Source organism: Neorhizobium descurainiae, assembly GCF_051400715.1.
In the GTDB taxonomy this organism is placed as follows: domain Bacteria; phylum Pseudomonadota; class Alphaproteobacteria; order Rhizobiales; family Rhizobiaceae; genus Neorhizobium.
The window spans coordinates 128962-148118 of sequence record NZ_JBLFFK010000014.1; the positions used below are offsets into that span (position 1 = coordinate 128962).

The following is a 19157-nucleotide window of genomic DNA, read 5'->3' on the forward strand; positions in this document are numbered from 1 at the left end:
TAATCGGCAAGCTCGTGACCTTCCGGCCGTAATATATTTAAAGTAAAATTTTTATGAAATTTATTTGGCTATATCGTTTTATTATAATATTCACGCGCCTGATAACATTTTGTCATCGCGGTTTTACAGTTTTTCGCTTTGATTTAGTGGCCAATTTCCAATCAAAGGAACCGGGAAATGGAATCCGGACGCGAAATTGAAAAGGATTATTCTCTGGCGGAGTTTGTCGCAGAACTTCGCCGGCTGGCCGATACTCTGGAATCGAACGGGCGTTTCACGATCAAGATCGACGAAGAAGAGGTTCTTGTGTCGGAAGAGGCCACCGCTTCGATCGCTTTCGAAATCGAAGAGGGACGTGCGGAACTCGAATTTCAGTTGAGCTGGGAAGCTGACGAGGCGGAAGACGACGCCGAGGGCGTGAGCGAAGACGAAAATGAGGCTGCCGTGTAAGACCGGCTACCTTCGCACCAATGGTCCGATAAACGAAGAGAGCTCCTCCGTGCCGGACGGAGGAGCTTGGATGGGTTGCATCACTTTTTGCATCTGCAGAAACCCCTACTCCCGATCCAAAGCTCTACCGTTCCAGATCGAAAAAATCGCGTGACCAATAACCCAGCTTGGTCAGGCCCAACGCTCATTGTTTCAGCAGGCCGCGCAATATTAGCTCGAGGTGGGTGTTAAGGACGGCGCTTTTGTCCACGACACGCCGATCACCGAGAGAAAGGACGATGTCACCGTCGTTGATCTGCGCGGTTGTGTCCGAGGCCGTTGGGCCGATGAACTGCATCCGAAGGAGGCGGCTTCCACTGATCTCGCCGCGGTTACCGCGATATTCGCGCCGAGCACGCTGGCTTCCGGCTAATTGACAGGTTTGCGGATCATTCGTCGCCCGGTACACCATAGGAAGGAGCGGCCAGCGGATTGAGTGCTCGCATAACATAATCCGCCGCTTGCGGTTTGTAGACCTTCCATGCTTTCGCAACTGCGGCGATGGGGCAGCCCTCGTCCAGCCAGTCGATCCGCAGTTCGGCAAAAGGCCAGGATTCCTTGTCCACGATCAGCAGGCCTGCCGAATGAACTGGGCCGGCCTCGCCACCCGCATCGACTGCCGCCTTGAGCGCCGCGATCAGTTTGTCCCCCAGAGAACCTGACGTTGCCTCGAACGTTTCGACCATCGCTCGCGGCACTCCTTCATTTGCCAGCAGATTGCCGGCGGCAACACATTGGCGGCCGGTCGCCTCGGTCCAGTTTCCAAGCGCCTTGGGACCGGAATGAATGGCTGTTTCGCCTTGGGCATTTACCGCCAGCAACTGGCGATAATCCGGAAAGTCGTCGCTCTGACGCGCGGCCGAGACGGCGTCGGCCGCGCTTGCGCCGTTTGCAAGCTCCTCCAGCATTTTCGGGCCAAGCGCCGGATTGGTGACGTTCTGGGTGGCAACCGCGCCGATGCCGGCTCGCGCCCAGGCGCAGCGGGCGGCGACCGCGGGAGACGAAGACGAAATCGCCACACCGAGCTGGCCGGTCTGCTCGCAGCGAGCGACGATGGAGAAGGTCATGGGAACTCCTGTGTCAGGACGGCGGGGATATGATTATGTGTCTTCGTCGGCCGACGAAGGCCGGTTGACAGCTGTTTGAAAATCTCAGTCCGGAATGACGGCCGTCGCGTCGATTTCCACGAGCCATTCCGGCCGCGCCAGCGCCACAACGACGAGGCCGGTGCAGACGGGGTGCACGCCCTTGATGTACTCACCCATCGTTCGGTAGACAGTCTCGCGATGGCGAACGTCGGTCAGATAGACGACCAGCTTGGTGATATGCTCCATCTGACCGCCGGCTTCTTGCACCAGCTGGCGGATGTTCTGCATCACCTTATGGGTCTGTTCCACCGGATCATGGCTGTCGATGTTCTTGGCGGTATCGAGATCCTGCGGGCATTGGCCGCGCAGAAAGATCATCGTGCCGCGCGCAACAACGGCCTGGCAGAGGTCGTTGTCGAGGTTCTGTTCCGGATAGGTTTCTTTGGTGTTGAACTTGCGAATGCGCGTATGGGCCATTCTCTTCTCCATCGGATTGTTCATGCAGGCTGCCGGCGGTCTCTGCCGGTTGATCGGGGTTGCGGCGCGTAGGCGAGGTAATTGTCCTGGATGAGGATGTGGTCGGCCACATGTTTTGCATCGTGCCAAACGCCCCAGATGAAGCTGGAGCCGCGGCCGGACAGCCATGGAAGACCAAGGAAATAGATACCTTTTTCAGACGAGACGCCCCGCCGGTGCTGTGGGCGGCCGGCATCGTCGAAGGCATTCACCTTCAGCCAGCCATAGTCTGAAACAAAGCCCGTGGCCCAGATGATGGTGGTCACGCCGGCTTCTTGCAGGTTCAGTTCGCGCAGCGGGTTGGTGACGCAGTCGACCTGCGGCCCAAGCGTGCGCGCATCCGGCTCCAACGGCAGGTCGAGACCGTTGCGGAGAACGAAGGCATCCGCCTCGTCGAGCAGCGACAGATAGCTCTGATCGCCGCGATCGAGATTGTGGACGAGATCGTCCGCGAAGGAAAGCGATCCGTCCCGATATGCGCCGGTCATGCCGGCAAGCACCATACCTTGCGCCGCCAGACGTCGGAAATCGATGGTCTTGCCGCCGTGTGCGCCACTGACGGCAATGGTGACGTGCTCCGAACCGGGAGCCTGCGCCTGCGCATCCCATTTGCCGAGAACGCCCAGCCACCAGACGAAATCGCGGCCGCGATAGGCGCGGGGAGGGCGATCATGGGGGCCGACGGACAGATAGACCTTGCGGCCAGACAGCATCAGCTCTTCGGCGATCTGCACGCCGGACGAACCGGCCCCGACGACCAGGACGGCGCCATCGGCAAGCTGCGAGGGATTGCGGTAATCGCTCGAATGCATCTGCGTGACGCGAGCATCTGCAGGTACGATCGGCGGGATGGACGGCTTCTGGAACGGACCGGTGGCGGCAATGACATTGAGGGCTTCCATCACGCCATCTGAGGTTTCGACACCAAAGCCGGGGCGGTTCTCAAGTCGTTCGACCTTGGTGACATCGACGCCGCAGCGGATCGGCGCCTTGTGCATGTCGGCATAGGCTTCGAAATAATCGGCGACGCCATCCTTGGGCACGAACGCATCCGGATGGCCGGGAAAGGCCAAGCCGGGAAATCGGTCGTGCCATGCAGGGCCGTTGGCAACCAGCGAATCCCAGCGCATGGAACGCCAGCGCTCGGCAATGCGACCGCGCTCGAGCACGATGTGATCAACGCCGTTTCGGCTCAGGTGTTCGCTCATGGCCACGCCTGCCTGGCCGGCTCCGACCACCAGCGTATGGAACTTCTCGACTGACATGCAACTGCCCTTTTCTGTTTCGCCGCGACCCGTCGATCGGCGTCAGCTGTCGTTCCGCTCTAACGAACGCTTGCCATTCGGAAAATTATGATTTGCTGCAGCACTGGTTAGGATTGCCGAAAGCAGGGCAGGGGGACTTTCGGTCTGACCACGTTGGTGAGGGAACATTTACATTGTGGCAAACCGCAAATATTAGGCTGCCGTCTGGCGCCTTCGCATCGGCAGGGGCGTATCCTCCGCCTCCAGACGTGACACTTGGCATCAGGGCTTCACATGCGTTTCACACTGCGTCAGCTGGAATATTTCATCGCCACGGCAGAGGCTGGTTCGATTACACTCGCTTCGGAGCGTATTCGCGTTTCTCAACCCTCCATTTCCACGGCCATTTCGCAGCTGGAAATCGAACTCAACACCCAGCTTTTCCTTCGTCGCCATGCGCAGGGCCTGTCATTGACACCGGCCGGTCAAAAACTGCTGCTGCAAGCGAAAGCAGTGATCGAACAGGTTCAAAATCTCTACACGGCGGCGTCCGAAGCGACGGACCAGATCCGCGGGACCTTATCGCTCGGCTGCCTGCTCACCTTCGCGCCGATGTTGCTGCCGGAAGTGAGCCAGAGTTTCAAGGCAGCCTATCCCGGTGTCACCGTCCGGCCCACCGTCGCGGACCATCGCACGCTCCTGACGCGGCTGGAGCGTGCCGAGCTGGATATAGCGCTCTCCTACGATCTGCTGGTTCCGGAAGGTTTCGAGTTTACGCCGCTTGCGGAACTTCCGCCCTACGTTCAGGTCGCCGAAACCGATCCGCTGGCGGAGCGTCCGGCGATCTCGCTGGCCGAACTGGAACAGCACGAGTTCATCCTGCTCGATCTGCCCCTGTCGCGCGATTATTTTCTCGGGCTGTTCGCGGCTGCCGGTGCCGTGCCGAACATCGTCGCGCAGATCCAGCACCAGGAAGTCATTCGCACGATGGTCGCCAGCCGCTATGGGTATACGCTCGCCAATGTCCGGCCCAAAAACAAGGCGGCACTGGATGGCCGGCGGCTCGTCAGCCTGCGCCTGTCCGGTGAGCACAAGCCGATGCGTATCGGACTGATCCGGGTCGGGCAACAGGTTTCAACACGCATGGTGCGAACCTTCGAAGAGCATTGCAGCAATCTCATTTCCGACAATTACGTGCCGGGCATGGAGGCGCCGATCCTCAACCTGCGTCGGACACGCCAAGGCTAGGCTCGTTTTTTTCAAAGCATCAGTTCCGAATATCCTATTTTTCTTTTTGATCGGCGGCTGCCAGTGTGCGCGCCAAACGCCGCCTGATCAGTGCGGTGAGTGCCGCATCACGGAGTCCAGAATGCAAGAGAAGAGCCAGTCCGCAGACCAGACAATCGTGTCGATTGTCGAGGCGATGACCGATCAGGAAAAGGTTGATCTGCTTTCCGGTTTCGGAATGTGGAAAACTGCGGCGGTTCCCGCCTATGGCATCAAGCCCATCGTCATGACCGATGGCACCTATGGTGTGCGTTATTCGATCCCGCAAATCGACAGCGACGAGCGTGGCGGCATGGATCTCGATGCTTTCCTGGCCGTCGTCAACCAGCGCTCCAGCGATGTCGCCATCGCGTGGGGCGAAATGAAGCCCGCAACGTGCTTCCCCAACGGTTCGGCTATGGGCAATAGTTGGGACGAAGGCTTGATGCAGCGGCTGGGCGTGCTGCTCGGCCAGGAATGCCGCGCCATGGGTGTGCATCTGCTGCTGGGCCCCGGCATTAATCTGCGCCGCACCCCGCTGGCCGGTCGCGCCTACGAATATTATTCGGAAGATCCACTGGTCACCGGCAAACTGTCGGCGGCTGTGATCGAAGGCATCCAGTCCCAGGGTGTTGGCACCTCGCTCAAGCATTTCGCGTGCAACAATTCCGAGGTCGAGCGCACCACGATGGACAGCGTTGTCGAAGAACGCGCGCTTCGGGAAATCTATCTGAAGGGGTTCGAGATTGCCATCAAGCAGTCCAAGCCCTGGACCATCATGTCTTCCTATAATCGCCTGAACGGTGTGCAGGCCTCACAGGATCCTTGGCTTCTCAACGAGGTTCTGCGCAACGACTGGGGATTTGATGGCGTCGTCGTCTCCGACTGGCACGGCATCAAGGATCGTCCGGCCTCGCTGATGGCTGGCGGCGATCTCGACATGCCGGAAAGCCCGCGCCGCAAGGCAGATCTTCTTGCCGCACTCGACAGCGGTGTTGTTCCGACCGATGTGGTCAACCTGTCCTGCCGGCGCATGCTGAAGATGATCAAGCGCTGCAATGAAGGCGCAAGCCAGCCGGTGCCGGCTTATACCGCCGAGGAACACCATGCGGAAGCCCGTGCGATGGCGGCTGCTTCCATGGTTCTCGTACGCAATGAAGGCCTGCTGCCAATCCGGCCGGACATGAGGAACATTTTAATCGTTGGCCGCGATGCAGATACACCTGTCATTCAGGGTTCCGGCTGCGCCACCACGATCCCCACCATGGTCGACCAGCCGCTGGAGCAGCTGGAGCAGGCGCTTGGAGCAGGTCATGCTCTGACGTTCCGCGAGGAAGCCGATGCCGGAACGTTGGCACTTGCCGCTAAGGCGAATCTGGTTCTCGTCTACACCTCGACCGAAGGCGCCTATGATGGTGAGGGGTCAGACCGCACGACGCTGGCGCTTGGCCCCGGTCAGGATGCCATGATCGCGGCACTTGCCGCCGTGTCGGACAAGGTTGCCGTGGTGATTGCCTGCCCGGATGCGGTGGAAATGCCGTGGATCGACGACGTCAAGGCCGTGCTCGTGACTTTCTATTCTGGTCAAGCCATGGGTGGCGCGGTTGCCGACGTCTTGACCGGCAAGGTCAATCCGTCCGGCAAACTGTCCGTCACCTTCCCGAAGCGTCTGGCCGACGTCCCCAGCTTCCTGCATTACCCGGGCGAAAACGGCCGGCACATTTACGGCGAAGGCATTCATGTCGGCTACCGCGCCTACGATCTGCGTGAAATCGAACCGCTCTTCCCCTTCGGTCATGGCCTGAGCTACACCACCTTTGCCTATTCCGACCTGAGCCTCTCGTCTCCCCAGATCGGGCTGAAGGACGAAATCACCGTTGCCTTCACCGTGACCAATACGGGCGATCGTGCCGGTGCGGAAGTCGCGCAGCTTTATCTCCAGGCACCCGGCAAGCGGCTGAAGCGTTCGCCACAGGAACTCAAGGGTTTTGCCAAGCCGGCGCTGGCGCCCGGCGAAAGCAGGCGGGTCCAAATCACCCTCAAGGGTTCGGATTTGGCGATCTGGGATCCGGTGCTCGGGCGCTGGGTGCTGGAAGGTGTGGAGGCGCGCCTGGTTGTCGGCGCTTCCTCGCGTGATCCCAAGCTCTCTTGTGAGCTGACGATCAAACCCTCGGTCCTGCCGCTCCGCCGCATCGCCTATGACACCCAGCCGGCCTATGTTCTGCCAAATGCCATCGCCTGCGAGCATATCTGCGCCTACCTGGTGACCCGCTGCAGTATTTCGAAAGAGGATGCGATGCGCATGCTCAACCATTGCGCAAATTCCTTTTTCGGCATTTTCACCTCGCTGGAACGCCGTCTTCGTGTGTCCATTCCGGAAGCCGAAGTTGCCGGTCTCGTCGCCGAGATCAACGCGGCGATGGAAGAGGCGGAGGCGAAACTGTGACCTTGACGCAGGATTGGCTTGAGCGTCTCGTCGCTCATCCCACCGTCAGTTCGGATACCAACCTGCCGCTGATCGGGGAGATCGAGACGGCGCTGGCAAATGCCGGCGCTGTCTGCGAGCGTTTCTACGATGCGACCGAGCGAAAGGCGGCGCTTCTTGCGCGCCTGGGACCGGACGCGCCGGGAGGGCTGATGCTCTCCGGTCACGTCGATGTCGTTCCGGTCGCCGGGCAGGACTGGACGGTGCCGCCGTTCAGCCTGACCCGCAAGAACGGCAAGCTTTACGGACGCGGTACCACCGACATGAAGGGGTTTGTCGCCTCGGCCCTAGCGCTGGTGGAGGCGATTGACGTCGAAAGCCTTGCGGCACCATTGTGGCTTGCCATTTCCTATGACGAGGAGATCGGCTGCGTCGGCGTTAGGCAGATGCTCGAGGAGATCGCGGCAAGAGACATCCTGCCGGACCTGATCATCGTCGGCGAGCCGACATCGATGCAGCTTGGTCTCGGCCACAAGGGCAAGATAGCTTTCCATGTGAAGGCGACCGGCGTACCTCGTCACTCCGCCGAAGCGCCGCTCGCCCTCAATGCGCTGCATATCGCCACCGATTTCATAACCGGACTGCGCAAATTGCAGGCGGAGATCGAGGCGCGCGGTTCGCGCGAGGCGGGTTATTCGGTGCCCTATGCAACGGTGCATGTCGGCAAATTGATGGGCGGAACGGCGGTCAATCTGGTGCCTGACCATGCCGAACTGCTGATGGAATGCCGGATGATGGCTGCCGATGATCCGCTTGCCCTCGCCGAGCAGGTCCGCAAGGCTTGTGCAACTGCCGTTGCCCTGCACAAGGAACGCTTCAAGGAAGCGTCCATCGATATCGAGATTACCGGCAATTATCCGGGCCATTCGATTGATGGCGATCATCCGGTCGTGCAGGCCTTTGCCGCTTGTCTGCCAAAGGCCGCCAAGGAATGCCGCCTCAGTTTTGGCACGGAGGCCGGACTGTTCGCGCAGGCGCTGGAGGTGCCGGTGGTGATCTGTGGACCTGGCAGCATGGAGCAAGGGCATTGCCCGGACGAGTTCATCGAGGAAACCCAGCTTGCCATCTGCGATACAATGCTTGCTGCAGCTGTTATTCGCTTTTGCACAAGCCGTGGCCCGCTTGGTTCGCATGTCCCGAAGCAGATGTACGGAAAAATGTAATTTACCGAAGCCGCGGCGACGGGAAGAGTAGAGTTGACGAAGGTCAATACAAAAACGCCGGAGGGCTACAATGAACAATAACGTATCACGCCGTAGTTTCATGAAGACGACCACCGGCCTTGCCGCCGTGGCGCTTGCCGCTCCGGCAGTGCTCAAGGGCAACCGCGCATTTGCCGGTGAGACGCTGGTCGTGCGCGACATGGGCGGCGCTTTCTATGAAGGCTTCAAGGTGGCGTTCTACGACACCTTTGCCGCCGAGACGGGCGTCACGATCCAGACCAACACCAACGAGCCGGATCCGATCCCGCAATACAAGATGGCGATCGATACCGACACCAAGCTGTTCGACGTCGCGCTGATGACGCCGGAGCACGTGCTGCGCATCCGCAAACTCGGCGACCAATACATGCTGCCGCTCAACATCGAAGTTCCCAACAAGGACGACTTCACTCCGCATACCTTCGAAAAGGACTTTATCGGCGTCGCCATCTTCGCGCTGGCCATGGGCTACCGTAAGGACACGATGAAGACGGTCCCGGCCAGCTGGGCCGATTTCTGGAACACAGAAGTCTTCAAGGGTCGCCGTGGCCTGTGGCGCAGCCCGGTCACGACGCTCGAAACGGCGCTGCTTGCGGATGGCGTGCCGCTCGACAAACTCTATCCGCTCGATGTCGACCGCGCCTTCAAGAGCCTCGACAAGATCAGGTCCAACATCGACATCTGGTGGACCTCGGGCGCTCATGCCACGCAGCTTCTCCAGAACGGAGAACTGGACATGATGTCGACCTGGTCGACCCGTGCCCAGGCAGCGATCAATGCCGGTGCGCCGGCAGGCATCGTCTGGAACGGCGGCCTGTTCAACATCGACGGCTGGACGATTGCCGGCAACACGGAAAAGGCCGACCTTTCCCGCAAGTTCATCGAATGGTGCCTGGATCCCAGGCGTCAGGCAGCCTATACGGACGTTCTGGCCTGCGGTCCGACCAACATGAAGGCCTACGAGCACCTGAGCGCCGAAAAGGCCGAGCTCCTGCCGACCGCTCCGGCCAATATCAAGGGGCTGACGGTCCTCAATGCCGAATACTGGGCCGAAAACCAGGACGCGCTGACTGAGCGCTTCGAGCAGTGGATCCTCGGCTGATCCTAATCCACCTGAGTTTCAGGTCCCGTCTTTCGGCGGGGCTTCTTATCTGACATGGGTGGCCCGGCTCCGCGCTCTGCGGGACGGGCCATTTCAACGAACAGGACCCCCAATGGCTGAACTTTCTGCCACAGACACGATCTCATGGAAGCGCCTGCGGCTCGACAGCCTGTGGCTCTCCATGCCGGGGCTCGTCTATATGGCCCTGTTGCTGATCCTTCCGGCCGGCGCGCTGATCTGGCAATCCTTCATCGATCCCAAATCCGGCGCGTTCGACTTGAGCGTCTATCAGCAGATGTTTTCCGCCGGCGTCTATGTGAGGGTTCTGGCCAACACGTTTGCCATCGCCGCGCAGGTCACCTTTGTCACGCTTCTGGTGGGCTATGCGATTGCCGTGTGGCTGACCGGCATGTCAGAGCGTCGCCGGCGCATGGCCATGTGGCTGGTGCTGCTGCCTTTCTGGGTCAGCCCGCTTCTCAAGAATTTCGCCTGGATCGTCCTGCTCGCCCGCAAGGGCATCGTCGCGCAGATGCTGACAGGAATGGGCTTTGATACGCAGCTCGATCTGCTTTACGGGCGTGGCGCCGTGATTTTCGGCATGGCGCATGCCATGCTGCCGGTTGCGATCCTGACCATGCTGCCGACGATGCTGTCCATCGATGGTCGCTTGATCTCCGCCGCCATGACCATGGGCGCAAGCCGCAGCCAGTCCTTCTGGCGCATCTTCGTGCCGCTCTCCATGCCGGGCGTTGCCGCAGCCGGCCTGCTCATCTTCGTCATGGGCCTTGGTTTCTTCATCACACCAGCTCTCCTTGGCTCGCCCCGGGAAACCGTCATCGGCCAGATGATGATCACGCAGGTGCAGCAGCTCTTCAACTTGCGCCTCGCCGGGGCTCTCGCCGCCCTTCTCCTTGCCGTGACGCTGATCACCATCGCCATCTATGATCGCTTCTTTGGCATGTCGGCCGTCTCCGGCAACGGCGCGTCGACAAAACGCGGCGGCGTCATTGGCGCGATCGGCAAAGCAATCATTGAATTCGGCGCGGCCGTCAGCGACTTCATTGCCGGAATGTTTCCCGCCCATCTCAGCCGCAGCGTCTTTACCGTATTCGTCTGGATCGTCATCGCTGTCCTGATCATACCGGTTCTGGCGTTCCCACCCATGGCCTTCTCCGGCTCGAGCTTCCTCGAATTCCCGCCGAGAAGTTTTTCGCCGCGCTGGTTCCAGACCTATCTGAGTTCCGATCAGTGGATGGGCGCGACCACGCGTTCGGCCGTCGTGGCGATTGCGACCGGCGTCATCGCCACCATCATCTCTGGCATGGCGGCCTATGGGTTGGCGCGCACGCAGCGCAAGATGGGCGGATTGATCTTCCTGTCCTTCATGCTGCCGATGATCGTGCCCAATATCGTCATCGGTGTGTCGCTGTTCTACGTGCTGGCCAAGGTAGGCTTGATCGCTACCAACACCGGTATCATCCTCGGTCACACGCTGTCGGCCATGCCGATCGTCTTCGTCATTCTGCTGACCACCTTCCGAGGCTTCGACTGGCGTCTCCTTCAGGCCGCCGCAACACTCGGCGCAAACCGCTACCAGCAGATCCGTCTTGTCCTTATGCCGCTGGTCAAGGGCGGCGCCATCGCGGCATTCCTGTTCGGCCTCTTGCATTCCTTCGAAGAGCTCACCATTGCGCTGTTCGTCGGTGCGGGTGTCAAGCAGACGCTGCCAAAGCAGATGTGGGACGATATCATTCTCACCATTTCTCCGACCCTGGCTGCGGCCTCGGTCTTCATCGTGGCGGTGGTGACAGTCCTCTTCGTCATCGCCGAAAAGGCAAGGCCGCGGTGACCTGCGCGTTCTTGCCGATCCCATCACGACCAAAGGAACCCGTTTCGACATGTCAGCCGTTTCTGCCAGCACGCCGGAAATCAAGCTTCAGGTCCAGGGGCTTGCTAAGCTCTACGGCCAGACCACCGCACTCGATCACGTCGATCTCGAAGTGCGCAAGGGTGAACTTCTCACGCTTCTCGGCCCGTCCGGCTCGGGAAAGACGACGCTTCTGCAGCTCATCTGCGGCCTACAGGAGCCGACATCCGGCACTGTCATCATCGACGGCAAGGATCAGACCCATGCGCCGGTCAACAAGCGCGATATCGGCGTTGTCTTCCAGAATTATGCGCTCTTTCCGCATATGACGGTGGCCGAAAATGTCGGCTTCGCCTTGAGGATGCGCAGCCAGCCGAAGGCCGAAATCGATGCCAAGGTCGCCAAGGCACTGGAAGCCGTCGGTCTCGCGCATGCGGCGCAGCGCTCCCCTTCGCAGCTTTCCGGTGGCCAGCAGCAGCGCGTCGCGCTTGCCCGCTGCCTTGTCTATGATCCGGCCATCATCCTGATGGACGAGCCGCTTGGCGCGCTTGACGCCAAGCTGCGCGAAGTCATGCAGATCGAGATCAAGCGTATTCACCGCGAAACCGGCGCAACGATCATCTTCGTCACCCACGACCAGCAGGAAGCGCTGGCACTGTCCGATCGCATCTGCCTGATGAACGATGGCAAGATTGCCCAGCTCGGCACCCCGCGTCAGATGTATGATGAACCGCATAATCTCTTTGTTGCGGATTTCATCGGCGTGTCGTCGATCATCCGCGGCACGGTCAAGGCAGGTTCTCTCGAAACGGCGATCGGGGCTTTGCCGATCGCAGCCGAAGCGCCGGCCGACGGCACCAAGGGCGCAATCGTCGTTCGCCCGGAAGTCATTACGCTCGGTGAAGGTGCTTGCGAGGGACGTGTACGCGAAACCGTCTATGGCGGTTCGGAACTGCGCGTCATCATCGATGCTGGTGAACAGGAAATCATCGCTCGCGCGCCCGCAACCGCGGGTGATGTGGAGATTGATGCAATGGTACGCTTTGGCTGGGCACCCGAAGCTGCCCGCTTCCTCGTCGACCAGGGTTGAACAAAGGAACGGCGTCATGACTAGCCTGCGTTTCCTCTACGACTGCGATCCCGGCGCCGATGATGCGCTGGCCATGCTTCTGGCGCTTGGCCGGCGCGACGCGCTGGACATGATTGCGGTGACCTGCGTCGCCGGCAATGTCGGCCTGCAGCCGGTCCTCGACAATGCAAGGCGCATTCTCGAACTGTGCGGGCGGCAGGATATTCCGGTTTATTCGGGTGCGGCACGGCCGATCATGGCTTCGGGGGGCGTGTCTCGATCATGCATGGTTCGGACGGCCTTGCCGGCAGCACGCTGCCTGCCCCGACCATGCCACTTGCGCCCGGTCATGCGGCAAACGAAATCTCACGCATCGCCCGCCAAGAAGGCAAGCTGCATATCTGCGCTACGGGCCCGCTCACCAATCTGGCATTGGCCCTGCTGCTTGATCCCGACCTTCCTGATTTCATCGGCGCCATCACCATCATGGGCGGTGCGGCCTTCTGCCCAGGTAACACGACGCCACTTGCGGAATTCAACTTTGCCGTCGATCCGCATGCGGCTGCGATCGTTTTTGACAGCGGTATGCCGATCACCATGCTCGGTCTTGACATAACGCGTCGGGCCACAGTTACGGATGATATGATCCGTGAGGTGCAAGCGGTCGATGCGGCAGTCGCGGCAGAGGCGGCATACCTGCTGATCAATTATGGCTCGAGGGATCCCTGCTTGCATGATCCGGCGGCGATCGCCTGGATGCTGGAGCCTGGAATTTTTGAAACGGTGCAGGCGCACATTTCCATTTGCACCGATAGCGGACCTGCAGCCGGGCAGGTGGTCGCGGCGGTCAGCGAGCGGCATCTCGCAGGACGGGCGGCGAATTGCACGGTCGTCACCGAAGTTGATGTGCAGGAGTTCAGAAAGCTGTTTGTCGACGCACTTCGGGGCGCGCTCGCGTAGATCATCGGCCTTGCCGGCGAAGGTCAGGCTTTGATCCAGTTGAGGCAGCCGGCGGGGATGATCGAATTGCTGACCAACAACGCCCCATGACCATAGAGATCGCTCCCCCGGCCGCCGCTCGAGAGATCGATCGCCCATAGCTGCCCGGATCGGTCGACCCAAATTACTCGCCCGTCCACGGCTTGAACCGCCGCAAAGGCATCGGCGGGTGTTTTACCCGACCGGAACAGCACCATAACCGTCGTCTCTTTCGGGGCAGTCAGTGCGGCGAGCGGCCCCGCCACCATCACCGCTAGCACAAGACCAAGAGGAGAACGGGCCGTCCGTCTCCCCGGCGCTGAGCCGCCTCGGCGCATGATCCAGCCGATCCCTACCGGTGCCAGGCCGAAAACGGCCAACCAGAGCAAGTCCCAGAACAGCGGGTTGTTAACGTCCATGCGGATGCGGTGAATGCCGAGGACCCAGTGTGACAGAACGGCGTCAAGGATGTGCCAGATGCCGAATCCGATAATCGCACTGGCAAGCAGCCGGCGGTCGGCGTCCGTGTCGGAGAACTCTCGCCGCGTGCGGGTCAACAGCCAGAGACCGACGCCGGTGATGACATACATCAGGACGTGGAAGAGACCGTCTGCCAGGATGAGAACACGGATATCGTGGCGCGCTTCCTCAATCCCGCTCAGCAGATGGTGCCACTGCAATATCTGATGCAGCAGAATGCCGTCGAAGAAGCCGCCCAAACCAAAGCCGAGCGCTAATCCCGCCAGCTCAAAGCGCCTGGAGAATGCCCGGCCTGGATTTGCGATTGCGTCAGCCAAAATCCTTCTCCCGCAACACTTGGCGAGTGTGTCGCTTCCCCGAACTGAGGTCAACGATGAGGGAACCTGCTACCTTTAAATGCCCGCCGTCGCTGCGGCGAGCATCACTTCGTCATCTCGGTCAGCCTTGCTACTTGTTGAGATCCTCGGCCATCTGGAGATGATGCTCCAGCGCCGGGCGGGTCGTGGCCGCCCACGCCTTCAGTTCCGCATTCTCGCCCTCGTCGCCAAAGCGCTTGAAGAGATCGACCGCATCTTCGTGGACGTCTTCCTGGTCTGAATGGTATTGCTTGGTGAAGTCGTCGCCCTGCAATTTCTTCAGATCGTCCAGCATGCTCTGATGCGCGGAGGACATCGCCGTCGGAATGGTCGCCTGAACCTTGCCGCTGGAAACAAGCCCCTTCAGCTCGTCCGAGGTCTTTTGATGATCCGTCAGCATCTGCTGCGCGAAGGCCTTCGTTTTGTCGTCCGAACGCTCGAGCGCGAGCTTGCTGGACTCGATCTCGAACATGTCGCTGCTCGCCGCTTCGGTGACGAAATCCTGGGTCTTGGGGGCGACGCCCATGACCGAATTGACGCCGGACTTTTCCGCGGCGGATTGCGCGAATGCAGTGGAACCTGCAGCCGCAAGGATGATGGATGCGTAGATAAGCGCCTTCATGACGACCTCCTGTTGAACAAGGCGCAAACCTCCTGCGCGGCTTATGGTTCCCGGCCAGGCGGAACTTCGAGCCGGCACCAGGATTTATGGCTTTGGCAGCCCCGGAGGTGTTCATGAAAAATTTCATCAAAGAGCCCGTCGCAGATCTTGTCGCCCGACTTGAGCCGATGACACAGGACGAAGTTTTCGCCATGAGCGATCTGGAGGCTATGAGCGAAGGTGCTGAAGGCACGGAACGCGAGGAAGCCCTGTCGCAGATCGCATTGATCGAGGAAGAGATCGAAAAGCGTTTCCCTGGTCAGCTGCTGGCGCCATATCGCGAGTGGAAGAGATCGGAAGCGCTGCCATGACGACGGAGCGGAGCAACACCCCCTGCAGCGACGCCCTTCACGCAGGTCGTTTAATTGGCCCTGGGAATAACATCACAAGCCTATGATATACTTCATCAGCGACACCCATTTTGCCGATCCGCGCGTCCTGCGGATAGACCGCCGGCCGTTTCCCGACATGTCAGAGCACGACGTTGCGTTGATCCGGAACTGGAATGCGGCCGTCGGCGAGGAGGACGAGGTCTGGCATCTGGGGGACTTCATGTCTGCCCTAGGAGGCGATTGCGACCAACTGTTGTCGAGACTAAATGGGCTCAAGCATCTGATCATCGGCAACAACGACCCCGTGACGACAACGACCGCGGAAGGCTGGGCAAGCGTGCAGCACTACGCCGAGATCCTGCTCGACGGCCATTTGCTTGTCCTTTGCCATTACCCATTCCGGACCTGGAACATGATGGGCAAGAAGTCGATCAACCTGCACGGCCATTCTCACGGCAGGCTGAAATCCATGCCCCGGCAGTTCGACGTCGGCGTCGACGCACGCGGCCTGAGGCCCGTCTCTCTCCAGACGTTGCTTGCCTCATCGAGGCAGAGCCGAACGGACTATGACGGCGATTCAGCCCCAAACGACCGATGATGCCTTACATGGGACCGGCGAGGGCACTTCCAGCCCGCTCGGTCTTTCGCTGCAATAGGACGTTGTTCATCCAGTCACGGCCGAACCGGTTTACCTTCGCAGCCAGTGAGGTCGGGAACCTGTTGAAGCTATGCGACGCTTCCGGGACGATGAGACACTGCGCATTGTCATTGCCATTCCGCGTATATCTCGATGCTGTCGTCCAAGATCGGATACAGGCTATCAGGCGCTCGTGACCCTGTGGTGCCACTCAATATCTGATGGAGCACGATTCCGTCGAAGAACCCTCCAGGGGCCCAAGCCGAAGAGTATGCCGGCGGAAATGGGAAAGCTCCGGATGGAAAACGCCGACGGGTTCATTCATGGTGCGGCCCACGGAGGATCTGGCCTCAACCTGTGTAGCTTCCGGTGTCGAAGGACGAGGCCATGGATGGGCGGTGCAGGGTCGTGGAGCCGCTTTGAGTTGGACCTGCATCACATGCGCAGCAACGGCTGTGTATTGGATTCACTTTCGTCAAGTTCTGACGGGTTCGAGCTGACGGAAGCGGCTACCGTGAAAAATCAGGGGGGCGACTGCAGGCTCGCTTCGCAGGGTTTCGATGGCGAGAAGCACCAGCACGTGGTCCCCGGCATCGATTTCTCTCTCGATGGAGCACTCGATGTGGAGCGACGCATCGGTAATAAGCACTGCGCCCGTCTCCGACGCCTGCCACGACACCGACCCGAAGCGGTCCGCGTCCCTCGAGGCAAGCGCGCGGCAGACCTGATCGTGGTCTTCCGCAAGCACACTCAGGCCGATGCGCGGCAGGTGACGCAGCACCTGCCAGGTCGATGACTGCCGCGCAATGCAGACCGAGACGAGGGGCGGGTCCAGCGAAACCGAGGTGAAGGAGCTGACGGACATCCCAACCGGGGCGCCGTCACGCAAGCCGCAGAGCGCCACCACCCCGCTCGGAAAGCAGGCAAAAGCCTTGCGGAGATCTTCGGCGGCGAAGCGGGGAGACTGGGCGCGCCAGCCAACGGTCGTCAGGCCGCAGATCTCATCACCGGTTGCCGCCCTTCTACCCATGGGTATCGAGCTCCTTCAGCAGTCCCGTGACGATCGCCCAGCTATCGGTGCCGGCCGGCAGGCCGTGGTAGAGTGTGGCGTGTAGCAGGATCTCGCGCAGTTCTTCGCGCGTGACGCCGTTGGCGATCGCGCCCTTCACATGATTGCGGAGCTGGTTGGGTCGGCTCTGGCCGACCAGGATGGCCACGGTCAGCATGCTGCGGATCTTGAGCGGCAGGCCTTCGCGGCTCCAGACTTCACCGAAGCAGATGCGCGTAACCAGATCCTGCAACGGTTCCTGGAAGGAATCGGCCTGTTCGAAGCTCTTCATCCCTTCAGGACCAAAGATTGCGGCTCGCAGCGCCCGTCCGCGTTCAAACGCATCATCCCTCATGCAGTTCGCTCCCAAACGGCTTCATTCGCGGCGCAATCCGCAAGCGTGAGAGTTTCCAGCCTGGGCAGAACCTCGCGTGCAAACAGCGTGAGGCTGTCGGTGGTTTCGGCATGGTCGAGGGTTCCGGCCTGTCCCATCATGAGGAGGTTCCCGAAGCCGCCGACTTCACCATAGAACTGCTTGAGCTGCTCATAGACATCGTCGGGCGTGCCGACGAACATCAACCCTGCGCTCATATATCGTTCCACGGTCGCATCGGCGGGGAGGGGCTGGCCGTTGCGCATCGTTTGCCGATTGGCATTGGGACCGGCCTTGATCATCCGGATGGTTTCGTCGACCGACAGGAAGCCGGGCGTATTCCTGAACTGCGGATCGAGCCGCATCGCGGTGTCGAAATAGCCCTTCATCTTTTCGGCGCGCCGGAAGGCTTCCTCGCGGGTAGACGCGGTTGCTACGACGCAGAGATAGCCGAGTTTATTCTCGTGTGGTTGCCGCCCATGCGCTTCCTGATAGCTTTCCCGGTAACCCTGGAAGACCGAGCGGGCGACGGCCCCCGAGAGGAAGGTGGCGCAGGTGTAGTCATATTTGGCGTGGAGCGCGGCGCTCCCAGCGCTCGATGCCGTCATCCAAATCGGTGGGTTAGGCGCCTGGATCGGTCGCGGCCAGAGGCTCACAGTCCGATAATGGAAGTGCTCGCCTTCCCAGGAGAAGGGCTCGTCCGTGTTCCGGATCGCCGCAAGGATCAGGTCATGCGCTTCCCAGAAGCGCTCCATGAAGCGCGTCGGATGACGGTTCGACATGAACACCTCGTAAGAAGCGCCCTTGACCAGGCCGACCTCCAGCCGTCCGCCGGAAATGGCGTCGACCATCGCGATCTCCTCGGCGACGCGCATGGGATCGGTCCGGTTGGCAAGCGGAATGCCGAGCGCGAGCAATCGCGCGCGTTTGGTTTGCCGCGCCAGGATCGCAAGCGTGGTCATGCACGAGACCGACATGCAGGACGCGGTGGAATGGTGCTCGTTGACCATGATGTTGAGGCCGAGCTCGTCGGCTAGCATGTATTCGTCAAGATAGCGATTGAGCAATGCGCCCGCCTGCTCCGGTTCGCAGTGCTTCGAGGCGAGATTGATTCCCATCGACCCGGGAAGCGGCCAGGCCGGTGTGTAAGCCTGTTCACTGAATTGCCAGACCCGCATGATCGCGCTCCTTTCTGATGGTGGGAATGCCCGCAAAGCGGAAGATCTGTTCCGCAAGTTCTTCGGGCCGGTCTGAATACAGCCTGTGCCCGGCATTCTCGACAAGTTCGAGTTCGGCATTCGGAATCAGATTGGCGAAAGCACTTCCGCTTGCGGCCGGGATAAGCGCATCCTGCATGCCCCATAGCACCAGTGTCGGCAGCCTGAGCCGATGGAGTCGATGGCGCAATTTGGGGTTGTTCAGATAAGGCGACCAGCCGAACAGGCTGACCGCTTCACGATTGCGCAGGACCCGGCGCAATTCGGCTTCGTTCAGCGCCGCCAGGTCCGGAGCCTTCTTGCCGGACCTCTGCTGGCGACGCTCCGCATCCGCAGTGGTCAGCATGAAGATGTCCGTCATATTCGGCTTGTCGCGATCTGCGACTTTCAATCCGAGCGGGGCGGCCAGGATGAGTTGCGATACCCGCGCATCGTTCTTGATCAGCGCTTCGGCTGCGAACCAGCCGCCAAGCGATAGCCCGACGACGACCGCGTCCTCGACGCCCAATTTCTCGATGAGGTCGAGGAGAATGTAGGAGCCATCGTCTACGCTCGATACGTGCTTGGGCAGATCTGAAGCGCCGAAGCCAGGCGGTGACACCGCAATCACCTCGAAACGGGAGGACAGGCGTCGGATTAGCTCCAATGCGCCCTCAATCCCGTCCATCCCGGGCAATAAGAGGAGTGGCCGACCGGATCCGGTCCGGAAAATTTCAAGGGTGACGTTACCGGCGGACACGAATTCGC

Annotated in this window: 19 protein-coding genes and 1 pseudogene; 11 read left to right on the forward strand and 9 right to left on the reverse strand. The window is 60.5% G+C overall.

Annotation, left to right across the window (positions count from 1 at the left end; all coding sequences use genetic code 11):
* Nucleotides 1-177 precede the first annotated feature (177 nt).
* Entirely contained in the window at nucleotides 178-450 is a 273-nt protein-coding gene (locus ACMGE0_RS22090; RefSeq protein WP_436818037.1) for an amphi-Trp domain-containing protein, read from the forward strand.
* Between the two features lie 428 nt (nucleotides 451-878).
* Here ACMGE0_RS22090 and ACMGE0_RS22095 read toward each other — a convergent pair whose 3' ends face one another.
* The 3 genes from ACMGE0_RS22095 to ACMGE0_RS22105 all read right to left on the reverse strand — a co-directional run bounded on the left by ACMGE0_RS22095 (nucleotide 879) and on the right by ACMGE0_RS22105 (nucleotide 3358).
* Nucleotides 879-1556, reverse strand: a complete 678-nt coding sequence (locus tag ACMGE0_RS22095; protein ID WP_436818038.1) for a DUF1028 domain-containing protein — start codon at nucleotides 1554-1556, stop codon at nucleotides 879-881.
* A gap of 84 nt (nucleotides 1557-1640) precedes the next feature.
* Nucleotides 1641-2054 carry a RidA family protein gene (locus ACMGE0_RS22100; RefSeq protein ID WP_436818039.1) on the reverse strand — a complete coding sequence of 138 codons (414 nt, stop codon included), beginning with the start codon at nucleotides 2052-2054 and terminating at the stop codon, nucleotides 1641-1643.
* 20 nt (nucleotides 2055-2074) lie between these two features.
* Nucleotides 2075-3358 carry a flavin-containing monooxygenase gene (locus tag ACMGE0_RS22105; RefSeq protein ID WP_436818040.1) on the reverse strand — a complete coding sequence of 428 codons (1284 nt, stop codon included), beginning with the start codon at nucleotides 3356-3358 and terminating at the stop codon, nucleotides 2075-2077.
* 273 nt (nucleotides 3359-3631) lie between these two features.
* On the opposite strand from ACMGE0_RS22105, the gene ACMGE0_RS22110 reads away from it, so the two are divergent.
* The 8 genes and pseudogenes from ACMGE0_RS22110 to ACMGE0_RS22145 all read left to right on the forward strand — a co-directional run bounded on the left by ACMGE0_RS22110 (nucleotide 3632) and on the right by ACMGE0_RS22145 (nucleotide 13288).
* Nucleotides 3632-4585 (forward strand): LysR family transcriptional regulator, encoded by a 954-nt coding sequence (locus ACMGE0_RS22110; protein WP_436818041.1) that lies wholly within the window; start codon nucleotides 3632-3634, stop codon nucleotides 4583-4585.
* A gap of 121 nt (nucleotides 4586-4706) precedes the next feature.
* Nucleotides 4707-7049 carry a glycoside hydrolase family 3 C-terminal domain-containing protein gene (locus ACMGE0_RS22115; protein ID WP_436818042.1) on the forward strand — a complete coding sequence of 781 codons (2343 nt, stop codon included), beginning with the start codon at nucleotides 4707-4709 and terminating at the stop codon, nucleotides 7047-7049.
* Complete coding sequence (gene argE, locus ACMGE0_RS22120) at nucleotides 7046-8251, forward strand: acetylornithine deacetylase (RefSeq protein ID WP_436818043.1); 1206 nt, start codon at nucleotides 7046-7048, stop codon at nucleotides 8249-8251. Before ACMGE0_RS22115 ends, argE begins: the two co-directional genes overlap by 4 nt.
* Before the next feature lie 70 nt (nucleotides 8252-8321).
* Nucleotides 8322-9392 (forward strand): ABC transporter substrate-binding protein, encoded by a 1071-nt coding sequence (locus ACMGE0_RS22125; RefSeq protein WP_436818044.1) that lies wholly within the window; start codon nucleotides 8322-8324, stop codon nucleotides 9390-9392.
* Nucleotides 9393-9504: 112 nt separating this feature from the next.
* Entirely contained in the window at nucleotides 9505-11241 is a 1737-nt protein-coding gene (locus tag ACMGE0_RS22130) for an ABC transporter permease subunit (protein ID WP_436818045.1), read from the forward strand.
* A 49-nt stretch (nucleotides 11242-11290) separates the two neighbouring features.
* Entirely contained in the window at nucleotides 11291-12349 is a 1059-nt protein-coding gene (locus tag ACMGE0_RS22135) for an ABC transporter ATP-binding protein (protein WP_436818046.1), read from the forward strand.
* A 16-nt stretch (nucleotides 12350-12365) separates the two neighbouring features.
* Nucleotides 12366-12581 (forward strand): annotated as a pseudogene (locus tag ACMGE0_RS22140) (nucleoside hydrolase); the annotation flags it as partial.
* A 29-nt stretch (nucleotides 12582-12610) separates the two neighbouring features.
* Nucleotides 12611-13288 carry a nucleoside hydrolase gene (locus ACMGE0_RS22145; RefSeq protein WP_436818047.1) on the forward strand — a complete coding sequence of 226 codons (678 nt, stop codon included), beginning with the start codon at nucleotides 12611-12613 and terminating at the stop codon, nucleotides 13286-13288.
* A gap of 23 nt (nucleotides 13289-13311) precedes the next feature.
* On the opposite strand, the gene ACMGE0_RS22150 is transcribed toward ACMGE0_RS22145, so the two are convergent.
* Nucleotides 13312-14103 (reverse strand): DUF2243 domain-containing protein, encoded by a 792-nt coding sequence (locus ACMGE0_RS22150; protein WP_436818048.1) that lies wholly within the window; start codon nucleotides 14101-14103, stop codon nucleotides 13312-13314.
* A 130-nt stretch (nucleotides 14104-14233) separates the two neighbouring features.
* A complete protein-coding gene (locus ACMGE0_RS22155) occupies nucleotides 14234-14764 on the reverse strand; it encodes a DUF4142 domain-containing protein (RefSeq protein WP_436818049.1) in 531 nt (176 codons plus the stop codon).
* Between the two features lie 113 nt (nucleotides 14765-14877).
* On the opposite strand from ACMGE0_RS22155, the gene ACMGE0_RS22160 reads away from it, so the two are divergent.
* Nucleotides 14878-15114, forward strand: coding sequence for a hypothetical protein (locus ACMGE0_RS22160; RefSeq protein WP_436818050.1), 237 nt, complete (start codon nucleotides 14878-14880; stop codon nucleotides 15112-15114).
* Nucleotides 15115-15196: 82 nt separating this feature from the next.
* Nucleotides 15197-15733: a metallophosphoesterase family protein gene (locus ACMGE0_RS22165; protein ID WP_436818051.1), complete on the forward strand. Its 537-nt coding sequence runs from the start codon at nucleotides 15197-15199 to the stop codon at nucleotides 15731-15733.
* 514 nt (nucleotides 15734-16247) lie between these two features.
* On the opposite strand, the gene ACMGE0_RS22170 is transcribed toward ACMGE0_RS22165, so the two are convergent.
* Genes ACMGE0_RS22170 through ACMGE0_RS22185 form a run of 4 tightly spaced genes read right to left on the reverse strand, consistent with a single transcriptional unit; the run spans nucleotide 16248 to nucleotide 19149 of the window.
* Nucleotides 16248-16802 (reverse strand): flavin reductase family protein, encoded by a 555-nt coding sequence (locus tag ACMGE0_RS22170; RefSeq protein ID WP_436818052.1) that lies wholly within the window; start codon nucleotides 16800-16802, stop codon nucleotides 16248-16250.
* Entirely contained in the window at nucleotides 16795-17175 is a 381-nt protein-coding gene (locus tag ACMGE0_RS22175) for a carboxymuconolactone decarboxylase family protein (RefSeq protein WP_436818053.1), read from the reverse strand. Before ACMGE0_RS22175 ends, ACMGE0_RS22170 begins: the two co-directional genes overlap by 8 nt.
* Entirely contained in the window at nucleotides 17172-18371 is a 1200-nt protein-coding gene (locus ACMGE0_RS22180; RefSeq protein ID WP_436818054.1) for an LLM class flavin-dependent oxidoreductase, read from the reverse strand. The genes ACMGE0_RS22175 and ACMGE0_RS22180 overlap by 4 nt, the downstream gene beginning before the upstream one ends.
* Entirely contained in the window at nucleotides 18349-19149 is an 801-nt protein-coding gene (locus ACMGE0_RS22185) for an alpha/beta fold hydrolase (RefSeq protein WP_436818055.1), read from the reverse strand. Before ACMGE0_RS22185 ends, ACMGE0_RS22180 begins: the two co-directional genes overlap by 23 nt.
* Nucleotides 19150-19157 lie beyond the last annotated feature (8 nt).